The organism is Streptomyces sp. NBC_00045, assembly GCF_045041095.1.
Classification (GTDB): Bacteria; Actinomycetota; Actinomycetes; order Streptomycetales; family Streptomycetaceae; genus Streptomyces.
In genome coordinates this window covers 4997551-5016078 of sequence record NZ_CP108271.1, presented here as the reverse complement: position 1 = coordinate 5016078, position 18528 = coordinate 4997551, and the positions used below count along the sequence as shown (strand labels likewise).

Annotated in this window: 14 protein-coding genes; 4 read left to right on the top strand and 10 right to left on the bottom strand. The window is 71.9% G+C overall.

Going from position 1 to position 18528, the window contains the following annotated elements; translation table 11 throughout:
- Positions 1-49: 49 nt before the first annotated feature.
- Positions 50-772, top strand: coding sequence for a hypothetical protein (locus tag OHA65_RS23635; RefSeq protein ID WP_327285112.1), 723 nt, complete (start codon positions 50-52; stop codon positions 770-772).
- Positions 773-829: 57 nt separating this feature from the next.
- Here the strand turns inward: OHA65_RS23635 and OHA65_RS23630 are convergent, their stop codons facing one another.
- From OHA65_RS23630 to OHA65_RS23610, 5 genes are all read right to left on the bottom strand, one after another.
- A complete protein-coding gene (locus OHA65_RS23630; protein WP_405756483.1) occupies positions 830-3259 on the bottom strand; it encodes a galactose oxidase-like domain-containing protein in 2430 nt (809 codons plus the stop codon).
- Between the two features lie 23 nt (positions 3260-3282).
- The gene (locus OHA65_RS23625; RefSeq protein ID WP_405756481.1) at positions 3283-4467 is read right to left on the bottom strand and encodes a glycosyltransferase; all 1185 of its coding nucleotides are present in this window, start codon (positions 4465-4467) and stop codon (positions 3283-3285) included.
- A gap of 6 nt (positions 4468-4473) precedes the next feature.
- Positions 4474-6165 (bottom strand): ArnT family glycosyltransferase, encoded by a 1692-nt coding sequence (locus OHA65_RS23620; protein WP_371644635.1) that lies wholly within the window; start codon positions 6163-6165, stop codon positions 4474-4476.
- On the bottom strand, positions 6162-7487 hold the full coding sequence (locus OHA65_RS23615; protein ID WP_371644633.1) for a glycosyltransferase: 1326 nt from the start codon (positions 7485-7487) through the stop codon (positions 6162-6164). The genes OHA65_RS23620 and OHA65_RS23615 overlap by 4 nt, the downstream gene beginning before the upstream one ends.
- Before the next feature lie 234 nt (positions 7488-7721).
- Entirely contained in the window at positions 7722-9785 is a 2064-nt protein-coding gene (locus OHA65_RS23610) for a thioredoxin domain-containing protein (protein WP_405756477.1), read from the bottom strand.
- Between the two features lie 224 nt (positions 9786-10009).
- Here OHA65_RS23610 and OHA65_RS23605 point away from each other — a divergent pair, with 224 nt between their 5' ends.
- The gene (locus tag OHA65_RS23605) at positions 10010-13261 is read left to right on the top strand and encodes a tetratricopeptide repeat protein (protein WP_405756476.1); all 3252 of its coding nucleotides are present in this window, start codon (positions 10010-10012) and stop codon (positions 13259-13261) included.
- Between the two features lie 252 nt (positions 13262-13513).
- On the opposite strand, the gene OHA65_RS23600 is transcribed toward OHA65_RS23605, so the two are convergent.
- Positions 13514-13744: a hypothetical protein gene (locus tag OHA65_RS23600; protein WP_327285106.1), complete on the bottom strand. Its 231-nt coding sequence runs from the start codon at positions 13742-13744 to the stop codon at positions 13514-13516.
- A 2-nt stretch (positions 13745-13746) separates the two neighbouring features.
- Positions 13747-14628, bottom strand: coding sequence for a mycothiol conjugate amidase Mca (mca, locus tag OHA65_RS23595; RefSeq protein WP_328763462.1), 882 nt, complete (start codon positions 14626-14628; stop codon positions 13747-13749).
- Positions 14629-14748: 120 nt separating this feature from the next.
- On the opposite strand from mca, the gene OHA65_RS23590 reads away from it, so the two are divergent.
- Together OHA65_RS23590 and greA are read left to right on the top strand one after the other, a co-directional pair.
- The gene (locus OHA65_RS23590) at positions 14749-15171 is read left to right on the top strand and encodes a DUF4307 domain-containing protein (RefSeq protein WP_327285104.1); all 423 of its coding nucleotides are present in this window, start codon (positions 14749-14751) and stop codon (positions 15169-15171) included.
- Between the two features lie 136 nt (positions 15172-15307).
- Positions 15308-15805, top strand: a complete 498-nt coding sequence (greA, locus tag OHA65_RS23585; protein ID WP_327285103.1) for a transcription elongation factor GreA — start codon at positions 15308-15310, stop codon at positions 15803-15805.
- A gap of 150 nt (positions 15806-15955) precedes the next feature.
- On the opposite strand, the gene OHA65_RS23580 is transcribed toward greA, so the two are convergent.
- The 3 genes from OHA65_RS23580 to OHA65_RS23570 all read right to left on the bottom strand — a co-directional run bounded on the left by OHA65_RS23580 (position 15956) and on the right by OHA65_RS23570 (position 18513).
- Positions 15956-16813, bottom strand: coding sequence for an ABC transporter permease (locus OHA65_RS23580; protein ID WP_327285102.1), 858 nt, complete (start codon positions 16811-16813; stop codon positions 15956-15958).
- The gene (locus tag OHA65_RS23575) at positions 16810-17868 is read right to left on the bottom strand and encodes an ATP-binding cassette domain-containing protein (protein WP_327285101.1); all 1059 of its coding nucleotides are present in this window, start codon (positions 17866-17868) and stop codon (positions 16810-16812) included. Before OHA65_RS23575 ends, OHA65_RS23580 begins: the two co-directional genes overlap by 4 nt.
- A 126-nt stretch (positions 17869-17994) precedes the next feature.
- Positions 17995-18513 (bottom strand): hypothetical protein, encoded by a 519-nt coding sequence (locus OHA65_RS23570; RefSeq protein ID WP_327285100.1) that lies wholly within the window; start codon positions 18511-18513, stop codon positions 17995-17997.
- Between the last annotated feature and the right edge of the window lie 15 nt (positions 18514-18528).

The window sequence follows — 18528 nt, the reverse complement described above, 5'->3', positions numbered from 1 at the left end:
TCCGGCCAGGCCGACGCGGCCAGTTGCGTCAGGTACCAGAGGAACCCCCATGAACCGGCACCTTCGTTTCGCATGCCTCGCATCCCTCACCGCTTCCGTACTCGCCCTGGGATCGACCGGCGCGCTCGGCGCCCCGGGCTCCACGACCGCGGTCCCGACAGCAGGAGCCTGTGCTCTGGTCAAGGGCACGCCCACTGCGGACAACAAGCCCACCTTCGACCTGAAGCTCTCCGGGTTCGGCGGCGGAGCACGCGTGATCATCTCCGATGGCACGCACCGGCAGGAGGTCAGGGTGGCGTCCAACGGCAAGTTCGTCGACGATGACGTCAAGTTCGCCACCTACCAGGTCAAGCAGAAGCGCGGCGGCGCGTCCGTGCAGTGCACGTCGGTGGCCAAGGAGGACACCACCAAGCCGGACACCACGAAGCCGGTCGACGTCACCGCGGCGACCGCCCGCTACCTCGGCCAGACGGGCAACATACCGTGCGACATCGTCTCCGGGGGCCTCAAGCCGGCGTTCGGCGGCACGATCACCGCGGCCGGTCCCGGAACGGTCAAGTACCGCTGGGTGCGCAGCGACGGATCCGTCTCCGGCGTCCTGCCCCTGACCTTCACCGAGGCGGGAACCAAGGACGTCCCCATGATGCGTTGGGAAGGCGTCGCGCTCCAGGGGACCGACAAGTTCTCCGGATCGGCCCAGATCACGATCGTCGGCGACGACACGAAGTCGAACCGCGCGGAGGTCACCCTCAACTGCGTCATACCGAAGTAGGCCGGGCAGAGCCTCCGCCCGCGCGGTGAGCGCGGGCGGAGGGCCGTACCGCGGAGGCTAGGTCTTGTCGCAGGCGTAGCCGTCGCCGTCGGGGTCCAGGCGCAGTGGGTCGCTGCCGTTGACCTTCATGCGCTTCGGGTACTGGTGGGAGGCCAGCCAGTCGCAGCGGGCCTTCGTCGTCTCCTTCACCTCCGCAGGGAAGTTCGTCGGGACGCACTGGTTGACCGTTCCGTAGTGCCGGTCGCAGCCGGCCACGGTCGGGGCGACGGGCACCGAGTCTCGCTCCCCGGGGTTCTGCTGAGGGGCCGCCTGCGGCGCGTCCGCGAAGTCGTGGACGTGCGGGGACGGAGCCTCCTGCGTCGCCGCGAGCGCCGACGGGCCGCCCAGGTGCACCCACGTCGCCACCGACGGGACGCCGTTCGCGTCGACCCCGAAGAGCATGTACCAGCCCGGCGGTGCCAGGTTGGGGTTGCTGGTGACGTTGAGGTCGACGGTCGTGTCGTTGACCACCGTCATCGGCAGGTCCACGAACCGCTGGTTCGGGTCCGAGGAGTGGGTGACCGCCGCCGGCCGGATCAACTCCGCCTTGACGATCGGCCGGTCGACGGTGATCCGCTGCGTGTCCCCGTACAGCCACTGCGTGTCGATCACCGAGGTGAGCTTCGGGCGGGCGCCCTTGAAGAGGTACGGCGGGGTGTAGATCGACACGTTGTTGTTGTACGTGCCGTTGCCCGGGTTGTCGCCGACCGTCATGACCCGCCCGTCGGGCAGCAGGAACCCGGCCGAGTGGTACGTCCGCGGGATCGGGTCGGCCGGCAGCCCGGCCTTGTAGGTGTTGGTCGCCGGGTCGAAGAACGAGGCCTCGTACACCGGGTCGGCCCGGTCGTGCAGCCCGCCGCCGGTCTCCAGCACCTTGCCGTCCGGCAGCAGTACGGCCGACACGTACATCTTGCCCTCGGCCCCGGTCTGCGCCCGTTTGACGCCGCCCACGTCGACCAGGCCCTGCGGCAGGTCCGGGCCGGCGGTGTACGCGGGGCTCGCCGCCTTCAGGTCGATCAGCTCGGTGAGCCGGTTCGCCGCCGGGTTGGACTCGTTGTTGCCGCCGCCGATGGTCAGGACCCTTTGGTCCTGCGCGGGCGGCAGCAGCACGCTCGCCGACTCGTCGCGCTCGTCCTTCTTGCGCAGCCCGGGCACGTCCGTGACCGTGTTCGCGCCGTAGTCGTAGATCGACGCGCCGCTGCCCTGAGTGCCGTTGCCGAAGGTGTGGCTGCCCGAGTAGAACAGCCGCCCGTCCTGCATCAGGATCATCGACGGGTACAGGCCCCAGTAGGACCAGGTCTGGTTGACCTCGTTCATCGGCAGCCACTTGCCCTGCGCCGCCGAGAACCGCTCCGCGGTCACGTTGCCCGTCGAGTCCTCCTTCAGCCCGCCGAAGGAGATCACGTCACCGTTGCCGAGGACCGTCGCCGACGGGTACCAGTGCCCCCCGTTCAGGTCGTTGGTCTTCGTGTAGGCCTCGGTCGCCGGGTCGAAGACGTAGCTGTCCTTCAGCCCCTGGTAGCCGATCTTGCCGTCGGCGGACGGGTACCCCTTGTTGCCGCTCATCACGAGCACCCGGCCGTCCGACAGCTGCACGTGCCCCGAGCAGAACATGTCCACCGGCGTCGGGATCGTCTTGAAGGACCCGTTCGCCGGGTCGTACACGGCCGAAGTGAACGTGCCCGCGTTGAACTGGGCGATGTCGTTGCCCGAGCCCGCGATCAGCAGCACCTTGCCGTTCTTCAGGACGACGGCGTGCATCGAGCGGACCGGGTTCTTGGCCGGGATCACCTCCCACTTGCCCTTGGCGCACTGCTCGGCGGTGCCCGTGCACCCCGGCTGCGGAGGGGCGGCGCCCACCTCCTCCAACGCGTAGTCGTCGGTGGTGAGCGTGCCCACCCCGTACACCGACATCCCCCAGGTGATCTTGTCGGTGCCCGGCGGGACGGCGGGCGTACGGACCTCCGTGCGCGCCCATCCGGCGCTGACCGGCGGATTCTGCAGGTCGGTCCAGTACTGCCAGCCCGCGGTGGTGTCGTGGCGGAACACGGTCACCGACACGTCCGGGGTGTTCGACTTGTACCAGGCCGACAGGTCGTACTGCTTGCCCGGCACGACCGTCGGGGCGCAGGTGGTGTTCTCGGTGACGAGGGCCTTGCGGTCGCCGCTCAGGCGGCGGGTGAGCGAGACCTTCATGGCCTTGCTGCCGCTGTGCGCGTCGGCGACGGTGGCGAACGTGAAGTCGTTGTCGCCCCAGCCGGACTTCTCCCAGCAGGACGGCATGTCGTCGCCGGGCGCCCCGGCGGTCTCGAAACCGGCATTGGTGAGCAGATTGGGCGGTCCGGCCGTGGCCTGCTGCGGTGCGGTGAGCAGCAGGCCCGCGGTCATCGCCCCGACGGCGGCCACGGCGGCGCGCCGCCCGGCCTTCCGCCGGATGTTCACTGGCATGGACGGGTTCCCTTCTGTGCGGCTCAGCTCCTGGTGGTACGTGCGGTGCGCGTCTTGCGCGGTAGGTAGACGAGGGCCTCGGTGGCCGCGAACCGCAGGACGAAGGTGGTGACCAGGGCGAGAGCGGTGGCGGGCAGCACCTGCATGCCGAACCTGGCGACGAACAGGGCGATCAGCGGGATGCGCAGCAGCAGGTCGGCATTGGCCAGCAGGGCGAACCGGCCGACCCGGTCCGCCCAGTGGCGGTGGCGGCGCCGGTCGCGGAAGAGCAGCCCTTCGATGAGGGCGAAGTTCCAGAGCACCCCGGCCTGGTTGGCGGCGATCTCGGCCGGCAGGTAGTGCATCCCGGCGTGCGTGAGCAGCCACAGCGCGAACAGGTTCGGGACGAAGCCGGAGAGTCCGATCAGCCCGAAGCCGATCATCCGGGCCAGTGGGGCCGCCGAGCGCAGGGCGGCGAGATGGGCCAGGAAGCGCATTCCCTCGCGGAGCCCGGACTTGGACTCGCCGGAGTGGCGGTCCTGGAAGACGAAGGGCACCTCGGCGACCTCGGCGGGGCGGCAGCGCACCGCCAGCTCCAGCAGGATCTTGTAGCCGAGGGGTTTGAGGGCGTCCGCGGTGACGACCGCGCGGCGCACGGCGAAGAAGCCGCTCATCGGGTCGCTGATCCCGCGCAGGGCGCGCGGGAAGAGCCCCTTCGTGAGCCAGGTCGCGCCGCGCGAGACGGCAATGCGGTAGTTCCCGGCGAGCCCGGCCCGGCTGGCGCCGGGGAGGTAGCGGGAGGCGACCACCAGGTCGGCTCCGGTGCGCTCGCCCTCGCCGACGAGTTCGGGCACCAGGTGCGGCGGGTGCTGGAGGTCGGCGTCCATGACGACGATCCAGTCGGTGTCCGCCCGCTTGACGCCTTCGACGACGGCGCCGCCGAGGCCGCCGTCGGCGCTCTCGCGGTGCAGGACGGCGACCGGGAAGGGCAGGTCGAGGGCGGCCTTCTCGATGACGGCCGGGGTGTCGTCCGTGGAGTCGTCCACGAACAGGACCTCGCAGGGCAGGTGGGCGGGGAGCGCGTCGGCGAGCCGGCCCAGCAACTCGGCGATGTTCCCGGCCTCGTTGAAGGTGGGGATGACGAGGGTGACGCTGCCCGCCGCCCCGCGCTCCGGAATGGCTAGTTCCGGATCGCTCAGGGCATGCGGGGTCCACAGGTCCTCGCTCATGGCGGATCAGCTCCCGTCGACTCGGTCGGTCCGGCGGATCTCGATGCGGTCCTCGCCCGAGCCGAAGACGGCCACCACGGCCGAATGCTCCAGCGCGGCCTTCACATTGGGCAGGTCCGCCGCGTCCCGCCGGACGGTGGGCGAGGAGACCACGTAGTCGATGTCCCGCCAGCCGCCCGGCAGCGTCCTGGTGACGGCGGGGTCGAGGTCGGCCTTGTAGAACCAGATCGCGCCGAGCCCGGGCTCGAAGCCGTCGTGGACGGCGTCCAGCCAGAGCGCGTCGTCGACGAGGACCCGGGTGCCGGCCGGATCGGGCACCTCCCGGCCGAGCCAGGCGGCGGCCTGCCGGTACGGGGCGTTCGCGTCGGCCGTGAGCGCGGTGCGGTCGCCGTCGTACCAGCGCGGCAGGACGTACAGCGCGGCCGCCGCGGCGAGTGCGCCGACCAGCAGCCGGCGCCCGTACACGAGGGACCGGCGCTCCCCGGGCGTACGGCGGCGGCGCAACACGGCGTGCGTGACGCTGGCCGCGGCCCCGGCCAGGACCAGCGCGAGGAACGGCAGCGCCTGGATCACGTACATCGCGGGCAGGTAGCCGGAGGGCCTCAGTGCGACGGCCGCGAGGAGGACGGCGGCGAGCGCCGGGCCGGCGAGCGCCCGGGCGGTGACGGACCAGCGCGGGGTGGCGATCAGCAGGAGCGCCCCGGCCAGCCCGCCGAGCGGCAGGACCGTGTCGTAGTACAGCCACGACCGGAACACCCCGTTCGAACCGGAACCGGGGGTGAGGATGAAGCCCGACCCCGGCCGGCTCATCTGGTAGGTGATGCCGTCGATCAGCGAAACGTGCCCGGCGCCGGGCAGCAGCTCGCTGTTGAGCAGCGCGAACAGCGGGTACGAGAGTCCGATGAGCGCGCAGGCGGTGACGGCCCCGGTGACGGCGAACTTGCGGGTGTCCCGGTGGCTGTGGCGCCACATGGTCACCAGCAGCGCCGGGAGCACCACCAGCATCGTCTCCTTGGTCAAGACGGCGGTGGCGGCCGCAAGTCCGGACCCGAAGTGGTGCCACAGGTGGCGGCTGGGGGACGCGGCCAGACAGAAGGCCAGCAGGATCCACATCACGGCGAGGTTGTCGAGGAAGATCTCCCGCTGGAGCACCACGGAGAGCGGGGAGAGCCCGAAGAGGGCCATCGCGAGCCCGGACGCCCAACGCGGCAGCCACAGCCGGCGGGCGAGGACGTAGATCAGCACGGAGCTGACGGCGGACACGGCGACCATCGAAAAGCGCATCGGCGCGACGGTCATCCAGTCGGGCACGAAGAGGGAGGGCAGGTAGGTCAGTCCGGCTATCTGTATCCAGCCCAGCGGCGGATGGTCGTACCAGTACGTGTAGTGCGCCAGGCCGTTGCCCTGCTGGACGGCCCACGCCTGGGCGAGGTAGGTGCCCTCGTCGTCGCTCAGGGTCGGGAACCGCGTGATGTTCCAGCCCTGGACGAGGACGATCGCGATCAGGACCGCCCCGCACAGCAGCAGGTCGGGGCGGGAGGACCGCAGGCGCAGGAGGGGGTGGGCCGGGGCGGGCGGCCGGACTCCGAGGCCGCCGGGCCGGGTCCGCTGCTGCGGGATCGGGGGCGCGGTGGCGGTGGCGGTTGCGGTGGCCGCGCCGGACTGGGGATCAGTGGCCGTGGGCAGGGTGGCGGTCACTGGTGGCTGTCCTCTCGGATCGCGGTGGACACGCCGGCGCCGGACGCGCCGGCGGTGGCGCCGATCGGAGCGAGGTGGGCGCCGGTGTGGCTGGTCAGCTCCCACTCGTTGCGGCCGCGCTGCTCGCGCCAGACCGCGCGGATCGCCGCGCCCGCGAGCATCACCTGGTAGAACGGGCCGCCGACGACGAGCTTGAGGTAGTGCACGAAGCGGACGCGCAGGCCGTACTGGCGGCCGAAGTCGTGCAGGCCGACGATCTCGAACACGAACGTCACCATCGCCGTGATCATCGGCAGGAAAGTGATGATCGCGATCCCGACGGGAACGTCGAGGAGGACCGCGACGGCGAAGTTGAGCGGGATGATCACGCCGGACGCCGCCTGCATGAACGGAGTCATCAGTGTGTAGCGGGCCAGCCAGCGCTGGCCGCGGCCGGGCAGCCGCTGCCAGTCCTTCTTGCGGTAGACCTGGAGGAAGCCCTGGTTCCAGCGGGTGCGCTGCTTGAGCAGGCTCATCAGCGAGCCGGGCGTCTCCTCGCGGGTGACCATGTCGCTGTCGTAGGCGACGACGACCTTCTTGCCGACCGAGGACAGGCGTACGCCCAGGTCGCAGTCCTCGGCCAAGCAGTTCTGGTCCCAGCCGCCGGCCTCGCGGAGCACCTCGGTGCGGACGAAGACGGTGTTGCCGCCGAGCGGGATGAACCCCTTCTCGGCGTGCAGGTGCAGCCGGGAGCGGAACCAGAAGAAGTACTCCAGGCAGTTGCGCAGGCTGTACCAGCTGGAGTGGAAGTTGATGAGCTGGACCCCGCCCTGGACCACGTCGGCCGCGGTGGAGCGGAAGGCGTGGTCGACATGGGCGAGCAGCTCGGGGTGGACCTGGTCCTCGGCGTCGAAGACCCCGACGATGTCGCCCCGGCAGTGCGGGAGGGCGGTGTTGAGGGCCTTCGGCTTGTTCTTGGTCTCGTTGTGGTCGACGACGACCCGTACGCGCTCGGACGCCCGCGCCGCGGCGGCCTCGGCGACGGCGGCGGTCTCGGGGTCGTCGTGGCCGACGATGACGATGATCTCGTAGTCGCCGTGGCTCGATTCGAGCAGCCGCTCGATCGTCTGCCGCAGGACCGCCTGCTCGTGCCGCGCCGGCAGGAGGAGCGAGAAGGCCAGTCGGCCCTCACCGTCGGGGCGGTCGAACCGGGTCGAGGCGAGCGTCTCGGGCGTGCGCCACGCGTGCATCTGCCACCACAGCGTGAACGCGGCCATCCAGAACAGCGCAAGCGAAATCAAGGATATGACGACAGAGGTGTACAAAACATCCCCCACAGACATGCCGCGACACCAGGCGGCGATCAAAACCCCCCAGGGGACGAGGTGGGCCCCCCGGCCCACCTGCCCCTGCTTCCCCCTCGGGCGCACCCCCCAGTGCGCCTGCTCCGCGGCTCCCCCGTTGCTCCCGCAGACACGAGACTAGGCAGCGAAAATGAAACTCAGGAGCCGCGGGGATAAAAAACGGGTTTCCGAACTGCCGCACACGCAACCGGAATTGACGGTACTCCGATCGATTCAGGGATGAACTGCACCCAACTGATCGCCGAGTTCGACCGGATCTGTCGTAGGCCGCGCGCAGACGAAATGTCGACACACATACGCCGTCGGCAGGTCGCGGACGAGTGTGCGCTCGGCCAGCAGGGGGAACTCGCCCCCGCTACCGTCGGCCGCCCGCGGCAGACCGACCGCCACGACGGCCCCGGGAGCCGTCCCCAGCAACGCGGTCCGGTGCAAACCGGCCAACGCCGGATCCTCCGGATGCCCCACCACGGCCACCTCGCGCGGCCCGTCGACCAACGCCTCGGCCACCGCGAGCCCGTGCCCGATGAAGCGCGGAACGCGCGGCCCGAGCGCGTGCACCACCCCGAGCGCCCGCTCTGCCGCACTGCGGTGCGCCTGCGAACCCGTGTGGGCGGCGTACGAGAGGAGCGCGCCGGCCGCGGCCGTCCAGCCGGAGGGAGCCGCGGTGTCGGTCGGGTCCTGGGGCCGGCGGATCAGCTGCTCGGCGTCGTGCGCGGTGTCGTACAAGGAGCCGTCCTCGGCGGTGAACCGGTCCAGCACCAGGTCGACGAGGAACCCGGCGAACTCCAGCCAGACCCCCTCGCCGGTCACGGACGCCAGCGCGAGGAAGCCCTCGGCCACGTCGCCGTAGTCCTCCAGCACCCCTGCGTTCGCCCCGACGCGCCCGTCCTTGCTGGTCCTGGCCAGCCGGGCCCGCCCGGCCGCCGCATCGAAGTGGACCCGGACCAGCAGGTCGGCGGCCTCGGTGGCCCGCTCGACCAGGTCCGGCCGGTCGAAGTACGCCCCGCACTCGGCCAGCGCCGCGATCGCCAGGCCGTTCCAGGCGGCGACGACCTTGTCGTCCCGGCCGGGCGCGGGGCGCTCGGCGCGGGCCGCGAGCAGCCGCTCCCGGATCCCGGCGATCACCGCGGCCTCCACGACGGGTCCGTCCTGCGGCAGCTGGAGCACCGAAGTGCCGTGCTCGAAGGTGCCCTCGTCCGTCACTCCGAAGTACGCGGCGGCCAACGCCCCGTCCGCCTCCCCGAGCACCTCGGCCAACCGGGCGGGAGTCCAGGCGTAGTACGCCCCCTCCGCGTGCTCGCCGGTCAGCGGGTCCTCGCTGTCCGCGTCGAGTGCGGAGGCGAAGCCGCCCTCGGTGGTGCGCAGCTCGCGCACCATGAAGTCGGCGGTCTCCAGCGCGACGCGCCGCGCGAGGTCCGAGCCAGTGGCCCGCCACAGGTGGGCGTACACCCGGCACAGCAGCGCGTTGTCGTACAGCATCTTCTCGAAGTGGGGCACGACCCACTCCCGGTCCACGGAGTACCGCGCGAACCCGCCGCCGAGCTGGTCGTAGATCCCGCCGCGGGCCATGGCCTCGCAGGTGTCGGCGGCCATCTGCAGGGCGCCCTCGGCCCCGGTGCGCGCGTGGTGGCGCAGCAGGAACTCCAGCACCATGGAGGGCGGGAACTTCGGCGCCCCACCGAATCCGCCGCGGGCGGCGTCGTACTCGCGGGTCAGCCCGAGCAGCGCTTGCGCCAGCTCCCCGGGACCGGGCGCGCCGGCCTTGCCGTAGTCCAACTGCCGCCCGGCGAGGTCCCGCACGATCCGCTGCGCGACCTCGGCCACCTCCTCGGGCCGCCCCACCCAGGCGGTCCGCACGCCTTCGAGGACCTGCATGAAGGAGGGCGTCCCGTGGCGGGGCTCGGGCGGGAAGTAGGTCCCGAAGTAGAAGGGCTCGGCGTCGGGGGTGAGGAAGACGGTCATGGGCCAGCCGCCCTGCCCGGTGGCGGCCTGCACGGCCTCCATGTACACGGCGTCGACGTCGGGCCGCTCCTCGCGGTCCACCTTGACGTTGACGAAGTGCTCGTTCATGTAGGCGGCAGCCAGCTCGTCCTCGAAGGACTCGTGCGCCATCACATGGCACCAGTGGCAGCTGCTGTACCCGACGCTGAGCATGACGGGCACCCCCCGCTCCCGCGCCTCCGCGAACGCCTCGGGCGACCAGGGCCACCAGTCGACGGGGTTCTCCGCGTGCTGGAGCAGATAGGGCGATGTCTCGTTCGCGAGGCGGTTCGGCATGGGCCCATCCTCGCGCACCGGACGGGACGGCGCCGGGAACGGGAGGCGGCGTGCCCGCACCTCGGGCGCGCGCGGCGCGGTGGCCGGGTCGAAGGTACATATATGCACGGCAGCGGTCGAATATGGCCCAACTCCCTCTGATCTAGCTCAGATTCACTCGCGCTCGCGGCAGTCCCGGCGGACACTTGGCGAACGTTGCCGGAGCTCTCTTGAGGGGGATGCCGATGCGGGACAGCCATCGCGGTGAGGCCGAGCGGCTGTTGGAGCGGGCCGTGGACGAGGAGGCCCAGCGGGCTGCCGGGGCGGGGCAACCGGTCGACAGGGCGGCGCTGCTGGCGCGCGGCCTGGAGGCGCTGGACGCGCTCGCGGCGAGCGCCGCCGAGGAGTACGAGGCGTACGTACGGGCCCTGGACGAGGCGACGGCCGGGGACGAGTCCCTCGGCGAGGCCTTCCGGCGCGGGAACTCCTCGACCGCCCTGCTCGTGACGGCGGTGGCTGCGGCCGCGGCCGTCGGGGCCGACCTGTCGCTCGGCGTGGCGGCGGGCACGGCGCTGGCGGCGGGGGCGGTCACCGGCATCGCCGGGGCGGCGGCCACCGTCGCCAAGGTGACCGCCGCCCACCTGCCCGCGGCGAACCGGCGGGCCGGGGTGCGCGGCCGTCCCGGCGGGCCGGAGCAGCTGCGGCTGCAGTGGCTGACGGCGCTGGAGGTGCGCGGGGTCCGCCCGTTCCTGGAGCAGCAGCGGGCCGTGGCCGCCGCGGCGCGGGTGCCCCGGCAGACCCCCCGGACCGGTTCGCCCCAGCTGCGCGGGACGGACCGCAGCGCGGAGGCCAGGCGACGCAGTGTGCTGGAGCAGTCCTTCGGCCAGCTCCCGCAGCCCGAGGCCTCGTTCACGGGCCGGCGGACGGAGCTGACCCGGATCGCGCAGTGGGTGCAGGCGGCCCGCGCCAGTACGGAGACCCGCCCGGTGGTCGTGGTGCTGCACGGCGAGCCCGGGGTGGGCCGCACGGCCCTGGCGCTGCGGGCGGCGGACGCGTTGCGCGACCAGTTCCGCGGGGCCTGTGTGGTGGACCTGCGGGGCGGCTCGCTCAGCGGGGAGGCTCCGCTGCCGCTACGGGAGGCGCTGCTGCACCTGCTGAACCGGCTCGGCGCCCCGCGCGAGCAGCTGCTGTTCCGCGAGGGGTCCTCGGCGGAGCAGCAGGTCCGGCGTCTCGGCGAGCTGTACCACCAGCACCTCCAGGGGCTGCCGGTGACGGTGCTGCTGGACGACGCGGTGGATGCGGCGCAGGTCCGGATGCTGGTGCCGGAGCGGTCGGAGAGCCTGGTGCTGGTGACGGCGCGGGAGCCCCTGGAGCTGCCGGACCTGGCGGCCTGGGTGCACCAGCTGCCGGTGGAGCGGCTGGCGGAGGTGGACGGGGCGGAGCTGGTGCGGGCCGGAGCCGAGGCCGCCGGGGCGGCCCCGTACGAGGAGGGGGCCCTGCAGGGGCTGCTCGCGCTCGGCGGGGGGCTCCCGCTGGCCCTGCGCGTCCTGGCCCCGCTCGGCGGCGCCGCCGAGGACCCCGCCCAGGACCCCGCCGCGGCCAACGGTGCGGCCGACGCCGACGGTGCCGGCGGGCTGGAGGGCGCGCTGGGCCTGGCCTACGTACGCCTGTCCGAGGAGCGGCGCCGGCTGCTGCGGCGGCTCACGCTGGCCGGCCGCGCCTCGCTCGGCCCGTCGGCGGCGGCGGCGCTGATCGACGCGGACCGGGCGGAGGCCGGGCGGCTGCTGCGCGAGCTGGCGCGGGCGGGGCTGCTGGACCACGTACGCGGGGAGCGGTACCGGATGCACGACGCGGTGCGCTCGTACGCGGCGGCCCGGCTCGCGGCGGACGAGGACCGGGCCGAGTCCTCGGCGGCGCACGGGCGGCTGATCCGCAACTACGCGCAGCTCGCGGACGCGGTGATCCGGATGGTCGACGGGAAGATGTCGACGCGGGCCGACCACTTCGGCGGGCACGGCTTCGCCTCGCTGGACGCGGCGCTGCGCTGGCTGGACGACGAGTCGAGCTTCATCACGGCGGCGCTGCGACACTCGGAGGACGTGGACCAGCAGGCGGTGCTCGACCTGCTGGGCGCGTTGTGCGACTTCTGCCTGCTGCGCGGGGACCTGTACCGGCTCGGCGAGATCAACGAGCTGACGCTGGCGGTGGAGGCCGCGCGCCGGGGCCGCCCCGGCCAGGGTCGGCTGGTCCGCTCCGTGCAGTGGCGTACGGGCATCGCGGCGCGCCAGCTCGGCGAGCTGGACAAGGCCCGGACCACGCTGACCTCGGTGGTCGACCAGTACCGGGAGGCGCAGCAGGACGCGGGTGCGGGCATGGCCCTGATCTCGCTCGGGATCACCCTGCACCACCAGGGGCAGCTCCCGGAGGCCGCGGCCCGCATCCGGGAGGCGCTGGTGCTCCAGGAGCCGGAGAAGCTGGCCGGGGACCGGGCGTGGGGGCTGCACGCCCTGGCGGCGGTGGAGCGGGACCGGGCGCACCTGGCGGAGGCGATGCAGCTGCTGGAGCAGTCGCTGGCGCTGCACCGGGAGAGCGAGAGCGTGCACGGCGAGGCGTGGGCGCACTTCCAGCTGGGGCAGGTGTACCTGCGGCTCGGCGACGTGACGCGGGCGGAGGCGGAGCTGAAGCTCGCCATGGACCTGTACGGGCGCACGCGCGACGAGCGGGGCCAGGCCTGGGCGCTGACGCAGCTGGGCCGGGCCAGGGTCGTCGACGGGGATCCGGGGCCGGCGGTGGAGCGGCTGCGCGAGGCGCTGGCCCGGCACCGGGAGCAGGAGGACGCGCGTGGGGAGGCGTGGACGCTGTACTACCTCGGGCAGGCGCTGGAGGAGGGCGGCGAGCGCGATCAGGCGGTCCGGGAGCTGGAGCGGGCGCGGACGATGTTCTCGCGGATGCGGGACGTGTACGGGCTGGCGCACGCCCGGCACCATTCGGGCCGGGTGACGCGCGACCAGCGGGCGGCGCAGACGGGCAACCTGAAGAACTCCGGGTTCGCCCGGCAGCTGCTGACCGACGCACGGGCGGATTTCCGGCGGATCGGCCTGGCGCACGGGGAGGCGTGGACCTGCCTGGAGCTGGCGGTGGTGGACGCGGGCAACGGCCGGGCGTCGCAGGCGCTGGGCCTGTGCGAGGAGGCGGCCCGGCTGTTCATCTCGTACGGGGACCGGCGCGGGGAGGACTGGGCCCGCTTCCTGCGCTGCACGATGCTGCCGTACGCGCTCCCGGGCGCGGGCGTGGAGGAGGCACGGGCGGAGCTGGCCCGGCTGTCCGCGGCGCCGCACCCGATGCGGGACGGGCGGCTGGAGGACAGTCTGGACACGTACGCGGTGGTGCTGGGCCGCGGGGTGGACCCGGCGGAGGGCTGGCAGGCGTGGCGGCTCGCGCTGGTCCCGAACCTGCACTCGCGGGAGATCATGGGGGTCCCGATGCCACGGGCCTAGCCGGCCGTACGACCGCACCGCACCCCATGACCGCATCCAGCCGTGCGGTCCTGCGGGCCTGGGACGGCCGGCCGCGGTACGGCCCCGCCCGTCGCAGGACCGCCCGACGGGCGTGGGGCCCGACCCGGGCAGCGCGCGGTAGCCGCCCCGCCCGTGGCACGGGAGGGCGGCGCCGCATCGCCCACGGGCACGGGGCGGCAGCGCACCGCGGAGACGGCTCTCGCCGGGCCGGGCCGCGGCGGCGTGGTTCGACTACGGGGCCTGGTCCGCGGCGGGGGCGGCGCCCGCCGACGCCGGGTCCGGGGCTTCCTTGAAGTCGACCCGGCCCATGTGCCGGCTCATCGACTTCATCAGGCCCCACACCGCCAGGGCGAGGGCCGCGAACACGATGAAGCCCAGGACTCCGGGCGTCACCTTGTTCTTGTCGAAGGTGTCACCCGCCAGCGGAAGGAGCTCGGTCAGTGCTGCCTGCGTAGCGCTCATAGCTACGCATTCTCCCGGATGCCCTCGAAGAGGTCGGACTCGGGGAGGGACGTGTCCACGAGCGACTTCGCGAGCTCGTACTCCTCCGTGGGCCAGACCTCCTTCTGGATCTCCATCGGAACGCGGAACCAGCCGCCGTCCGGATCGATCTGCGTGGCGTGCGCGATCAGCGCCTTGTCACGGATCTCGAAGAACTCGGCGCACGGAACGTGCGTGGTCAGCGTCCGCTCGGTGCGCTCGAACTCCTTCCAGCGCTCCAGCCACTCCCCGTACGGGGACTCCATGCCGCGCGAGAGCAGCGCCTCGTGCAGGGCGATGGTGCGCGGCTTGTTGAAGCCCTGGTTGTAGTAGAGCTTCTGCGGCTGGTACGCCGGGCCGAACTCGGCCTCCGGGTACTTCTCGGTGTCGGCGGCCCCGTCGAAGGCCACCATCGAGATCTTGTGGGTCATGATGTGGTCGGGGTGGGGGTAGCCGCCGTTCTCGTCGTACGTGGTGATGACCTGCGGCCGGAAGGCGCGGATCTTCTTCACCAGGCGGCCGGCCGCCTCGTCCACGTCCTCCAGGGCGAAGCAGCCGTCGGGCAGCGGGGGCAGCGGGTCGCCCTCGGGGAGGCCGGAGTCGACGTAGCCGAGCCACTCCTGGTCGATGCCGAGGATCTGGCGCGCCTCGTCCATCTCCTTGGCGCGGACCTCGTGGATGTTCTCCTCGATGTACTTGTCACCCTGGAGCTTGGGGTTGAGGATCGAGCCGCGCTCTCCCCCCGTGCAGGTCACCACCAGCACGGGAACCCCCTCGGACACGTACTTGGCCATGGTGGCCGCGCCCTTGCTCGACTCGTCGTCGGGGTGGGCATGGACGGCCATCAGTCGAAGCTGCTCGGTCAAGACAGGATCCTCTTTGAGTCGTCAGGGCATACGCCTCCTATAGTGACCGAATCGGGGGGTGGAAAAATTCCGGGGCTGCCCCTGGGATTGTGGACTCCGGCCCTCCGAAAGGAACGATCAATGAGCGCGGTGCGCGAGGGGCTCCCCGAGGGCCGGTACGGCCGGTCCGCGGACGAGCGTGCGGACCGCAAGCTCAAGATCGTCGGGTCGGTGTTGGGCGTCGGGCTGCTGGGCGTGGTCGGCTGGATCGGCTGGGACTACGTGGCGGGCCAGAGCGTCAGCGCCGAGGTGATCAAGTTCCAGGTGGTCTCGGACACCGAGGTGAAGGTGCACCTGGAGGTGCGCAAGGACGCCGGGGTCACCGGGGTGTGCACGCTGAGCTCCCAGAACGAGGAACACGCCGAGGTCGGCCGCGCCGACTTCACCTTCCGGCAGAAGAGCACGCGCCTGGACGAGATGCTCTCGCTGAAGACCACCGGCCGCGCCACGATGATCGAACTGGTGGGCTGCCAGGCGGCGGGCACCACGCCCGCGCCAAACTGAGCTCTTTCCTGCTCACCGGCCCGATGACACACTTCATACACATGGTGTCCTCCCCCTTTTCTTCCCGAATTGTTAGGCTCGTGGTTTCGCCCGCCGCTGGCGGCTTTGTAGTCCCCTGTACCGACGAGGAGCACCCGTGACCCAGACGAGCGAGAGCGTCACCTGGCTGACCCAGGCGGCGTACGACCAGCTGAAGGCCGAGCTGGACTACCTCTCTGGTCCCGCACGCACGGAGATCGCCACCAAGATCGCTGCCGCCCGCGAGGAGGGCGACCTGCGAGAGAACGGCGGTTACCACGCGGCCAAGGAGGAGCAGGGCAAGCAGGAGCTCCGCGTCCGCCAGCTGACGCAGCTCCTGGAGAACGCCAAGGTCGGCACCGCGCCCGCCTCCGACGGCGAGGTCGCGCCGGGCACGGTCGTCACCATCGCCTTCGACGGCGACGAGGACGACACGATGTCGTTCCTGCTCGCCTCGCGCGAGTACGCGTCCTCGGACTTCGAGACTTACTCCCCGCAGTCCCCGCTGGGCACCGGCGTGATGGGCAAGAAGATCGGCGAGGACGCCGAGTACGAGCTGCCGAACGGCAAGAAGGCCTCGGTCAAGATCCTCGACGTCAAGCCCTTCACCGGCTGATCACCCCAGGACATCAGGAAGCCCCCGTCGGACCGGTCCGGCGGGGGCTTTCCCGTGTGCGCGTGTTCCCGCGTTCTCCCGAGTTCCCGCGGTTCCCGGGCTGCGGGCTGCGGGCTGCGGGCTGCGGGCTGCGGGCTGCGGGCTGCGGGCCTACGCCGTCGCCGAGCGGTACTTGCGGACGGAGAGGGTCCGGAAGGCCACGATGATCAGCACGGACCACAGGACCGACGCGAGCTCCGGATGCTGCATCGGCCAGGCCGCGGGGGCCTCGTACCCCGGCGGGAAGTTGCCGAACAGCCCGCGGGCCGCCTGGACGGTGGCGCTGAAGGGGTTCCATTCCGCGATGGTCCGCAGGAACGTCGGCATGTTGTCGGAGGGGACGAAGGCGTTCGAGATGAACGTCAACGGGAACAGCCAGATCAGCCCGCCCGAGGTGGCCGCCTCCGGGGTGCGCACCGACAGGCCGATCAGCGCGCCGATCCAGGAGAAGGCGTAGCCGAGCAGGAGCAGCAGGGCGAAGCCGAAGAGCACCTCGCCGGCGCTCGTGTGGGTGCGCCAGCCGACGAGCAGGGCCACCACGGCCAGGACGACCAGCGTGAGGCTGGTCTGGACGAGGTCGGCGAGGGTGCGGCCGGTCAGGACCGCGCCGCGCGCCATCGGCAGTGAGCGGAAGCGGTCGATCAGGCCCTTGTGCATGTCGTCCGCGATGCCCGCGCCCGCGCCGGCCGTGGCGAAGGTGACGGTCTGGGCGAAGATGCCGGCCATCAGGAACTCGCGGTAGGCGGCGGGCGAGGTGTTGCCGTCGACGCTGATCGAGCCGCCGAAGACGTAACTGAAGAGCACGACGAACATGACCGGCTGGATGACCCCGAAAATGATCATTTCGGGGATCCGGGACATCCTGATCAGGTTCCGCTTGGCGATGACCAGGGAGTCGTTGACGCTCTGGACGATGCCGCCGCGCGGGCGGGGTGCCGCGAGCTCCGGGGTCGGGGAGGCGGTGGTCACTTCGTCGCCTCCTTCGATTCCGGTGCGGGTGCCGATGCCTGTGCGGGTGCCTTGTGACCGCGGCGACCCTTGCCGTCGTCCGCCGGGCCGGCCTCGCCGTTCTCCTCGTCGGCCAGGGCGGCCGCGTGGCCGGTGAGGGAGATGAACACGTCGTCGAGGGTCGGCCGGCGCAGGCCGATGTCGTCGATCTCGATGCCGCGGAAGTCGAGCTCGCGGATGACCTCGGCGAGCAGCTTGGCGCCGCCGGTGACCGGGACGGTCAGCTTGCGGGTGTGCTCCTCCACGGTCGTCTCGCCCTTGCCGAAGCCGGCGAGCACCGCGCGGGCCTCGGCCATGCGGTCGCGCTCGTGGACCACGACCTCCACGCGTTCCCCACCGGTCCGGGCCTTGAGCTGGTCGGAGGTGCCGCGGGCGATGACCTTGCCGTGGTCGACCACGCAGATGTCGTGCGCGAGGTGGTCGGCCTCCTCCAGGTACTGGGTGGTGAGCAGCAGGGTGGTGCCGCCGGCCACGAGTTCCTGGATGACGTCCCAGAGCTGCTGGCGGTTGCGCGGGTCGAGGCCGGTGGTCGGCTCGTCCATGAACATCACGGGCGGGCGGACGACGAGTGCGGCCGCAAGGTCCAGGCGCCTGCGCATGCCGCCGGAGTACGTCTTCGCGGTGCGGTCGGCGGCGTCGGCGAGGTTGAACCGCTCCAGCAGTTCGCCGGCCCGGGCCTTCGCCGCCCTGCCGGTCATCTGGTACAGCTGGCCGACCATCTGGAGGTTCTCGCGGCCTGTCAGGTACTCGTCGACGGCGGCGAACTGGCCGGACAGGCCGATGGCGCGGCGGACTTCGTTGGGGTGTTTGAGGACGTCGATCCCGGCGACGACGGCCTTGCCGCTGTCGGGCTGGAGGAGGGTGGTCAGGACGCGCACGGTCGTGGTCTTGCCGGCGCCGTTGGGGCCGAGCAGGCCCAGCACGGTGCCTTCGGGGACATCGAGGTCCACGCCGTCCAGTGCCCGTACCTCGCCGAAGGTCTTGACCAGGCCTTCGGCGTAGATGGCGCCTGGCATAGGGATTCTCCCTGTGTGAATCGGGCCAGCTAACCGGACTTTCCTAGGAAAATCTTATGGGCGCCGGGCAGACGTCGCCCGGTCACCCGATCGGCCGAACGGAGCCGTCGCACTGCCGTGCGTACGTCAGCCCGCGCCGAGGTAGGTGACGTTCACGGTGAGCAGGCTCTCGCCCGTGCGCAGGTTCACCGTGGCCGACGTCTTCGCGCTGCCGATCAGCAGCACCCAGTCCGTCTTCTCGTAGCTCTGGGGCGCCGTCTCCCGCCAGCCGAGGTGCTTGAGCTGCTCCCCGAATCGCGGCACGGCCCACTCCGCCTGCTGCGTGCTCAGGACCGCGGTCCAGTCGACCAGGCTGGCGTTCTTCGTGCCCTTCGTGTCGCCCGAGCCCTTCCCCTTTTCGGGGTCCAGACCCGCCGCGCGCAGTGACGATCTGACCTCCTCGTCCACGGCGTCCCGGCTGAGCGGCGCTCCGGTCCCCTTGGCCGTGGGCTTCGCGGAGGGCTTGGCCGGCTGCGACTGGCCGGAGCCGGCCTTGGGCGCCGACGAGGCGGAGCCGTCGTCGGACGAGCAGCCCGTGAGGACCAGGGCCGCGGACGCGGCCAGAGCGATGACTGCGGCCGTCTGCGGCCTGACGCGAATGTGCACGGAGAGACTCCCACC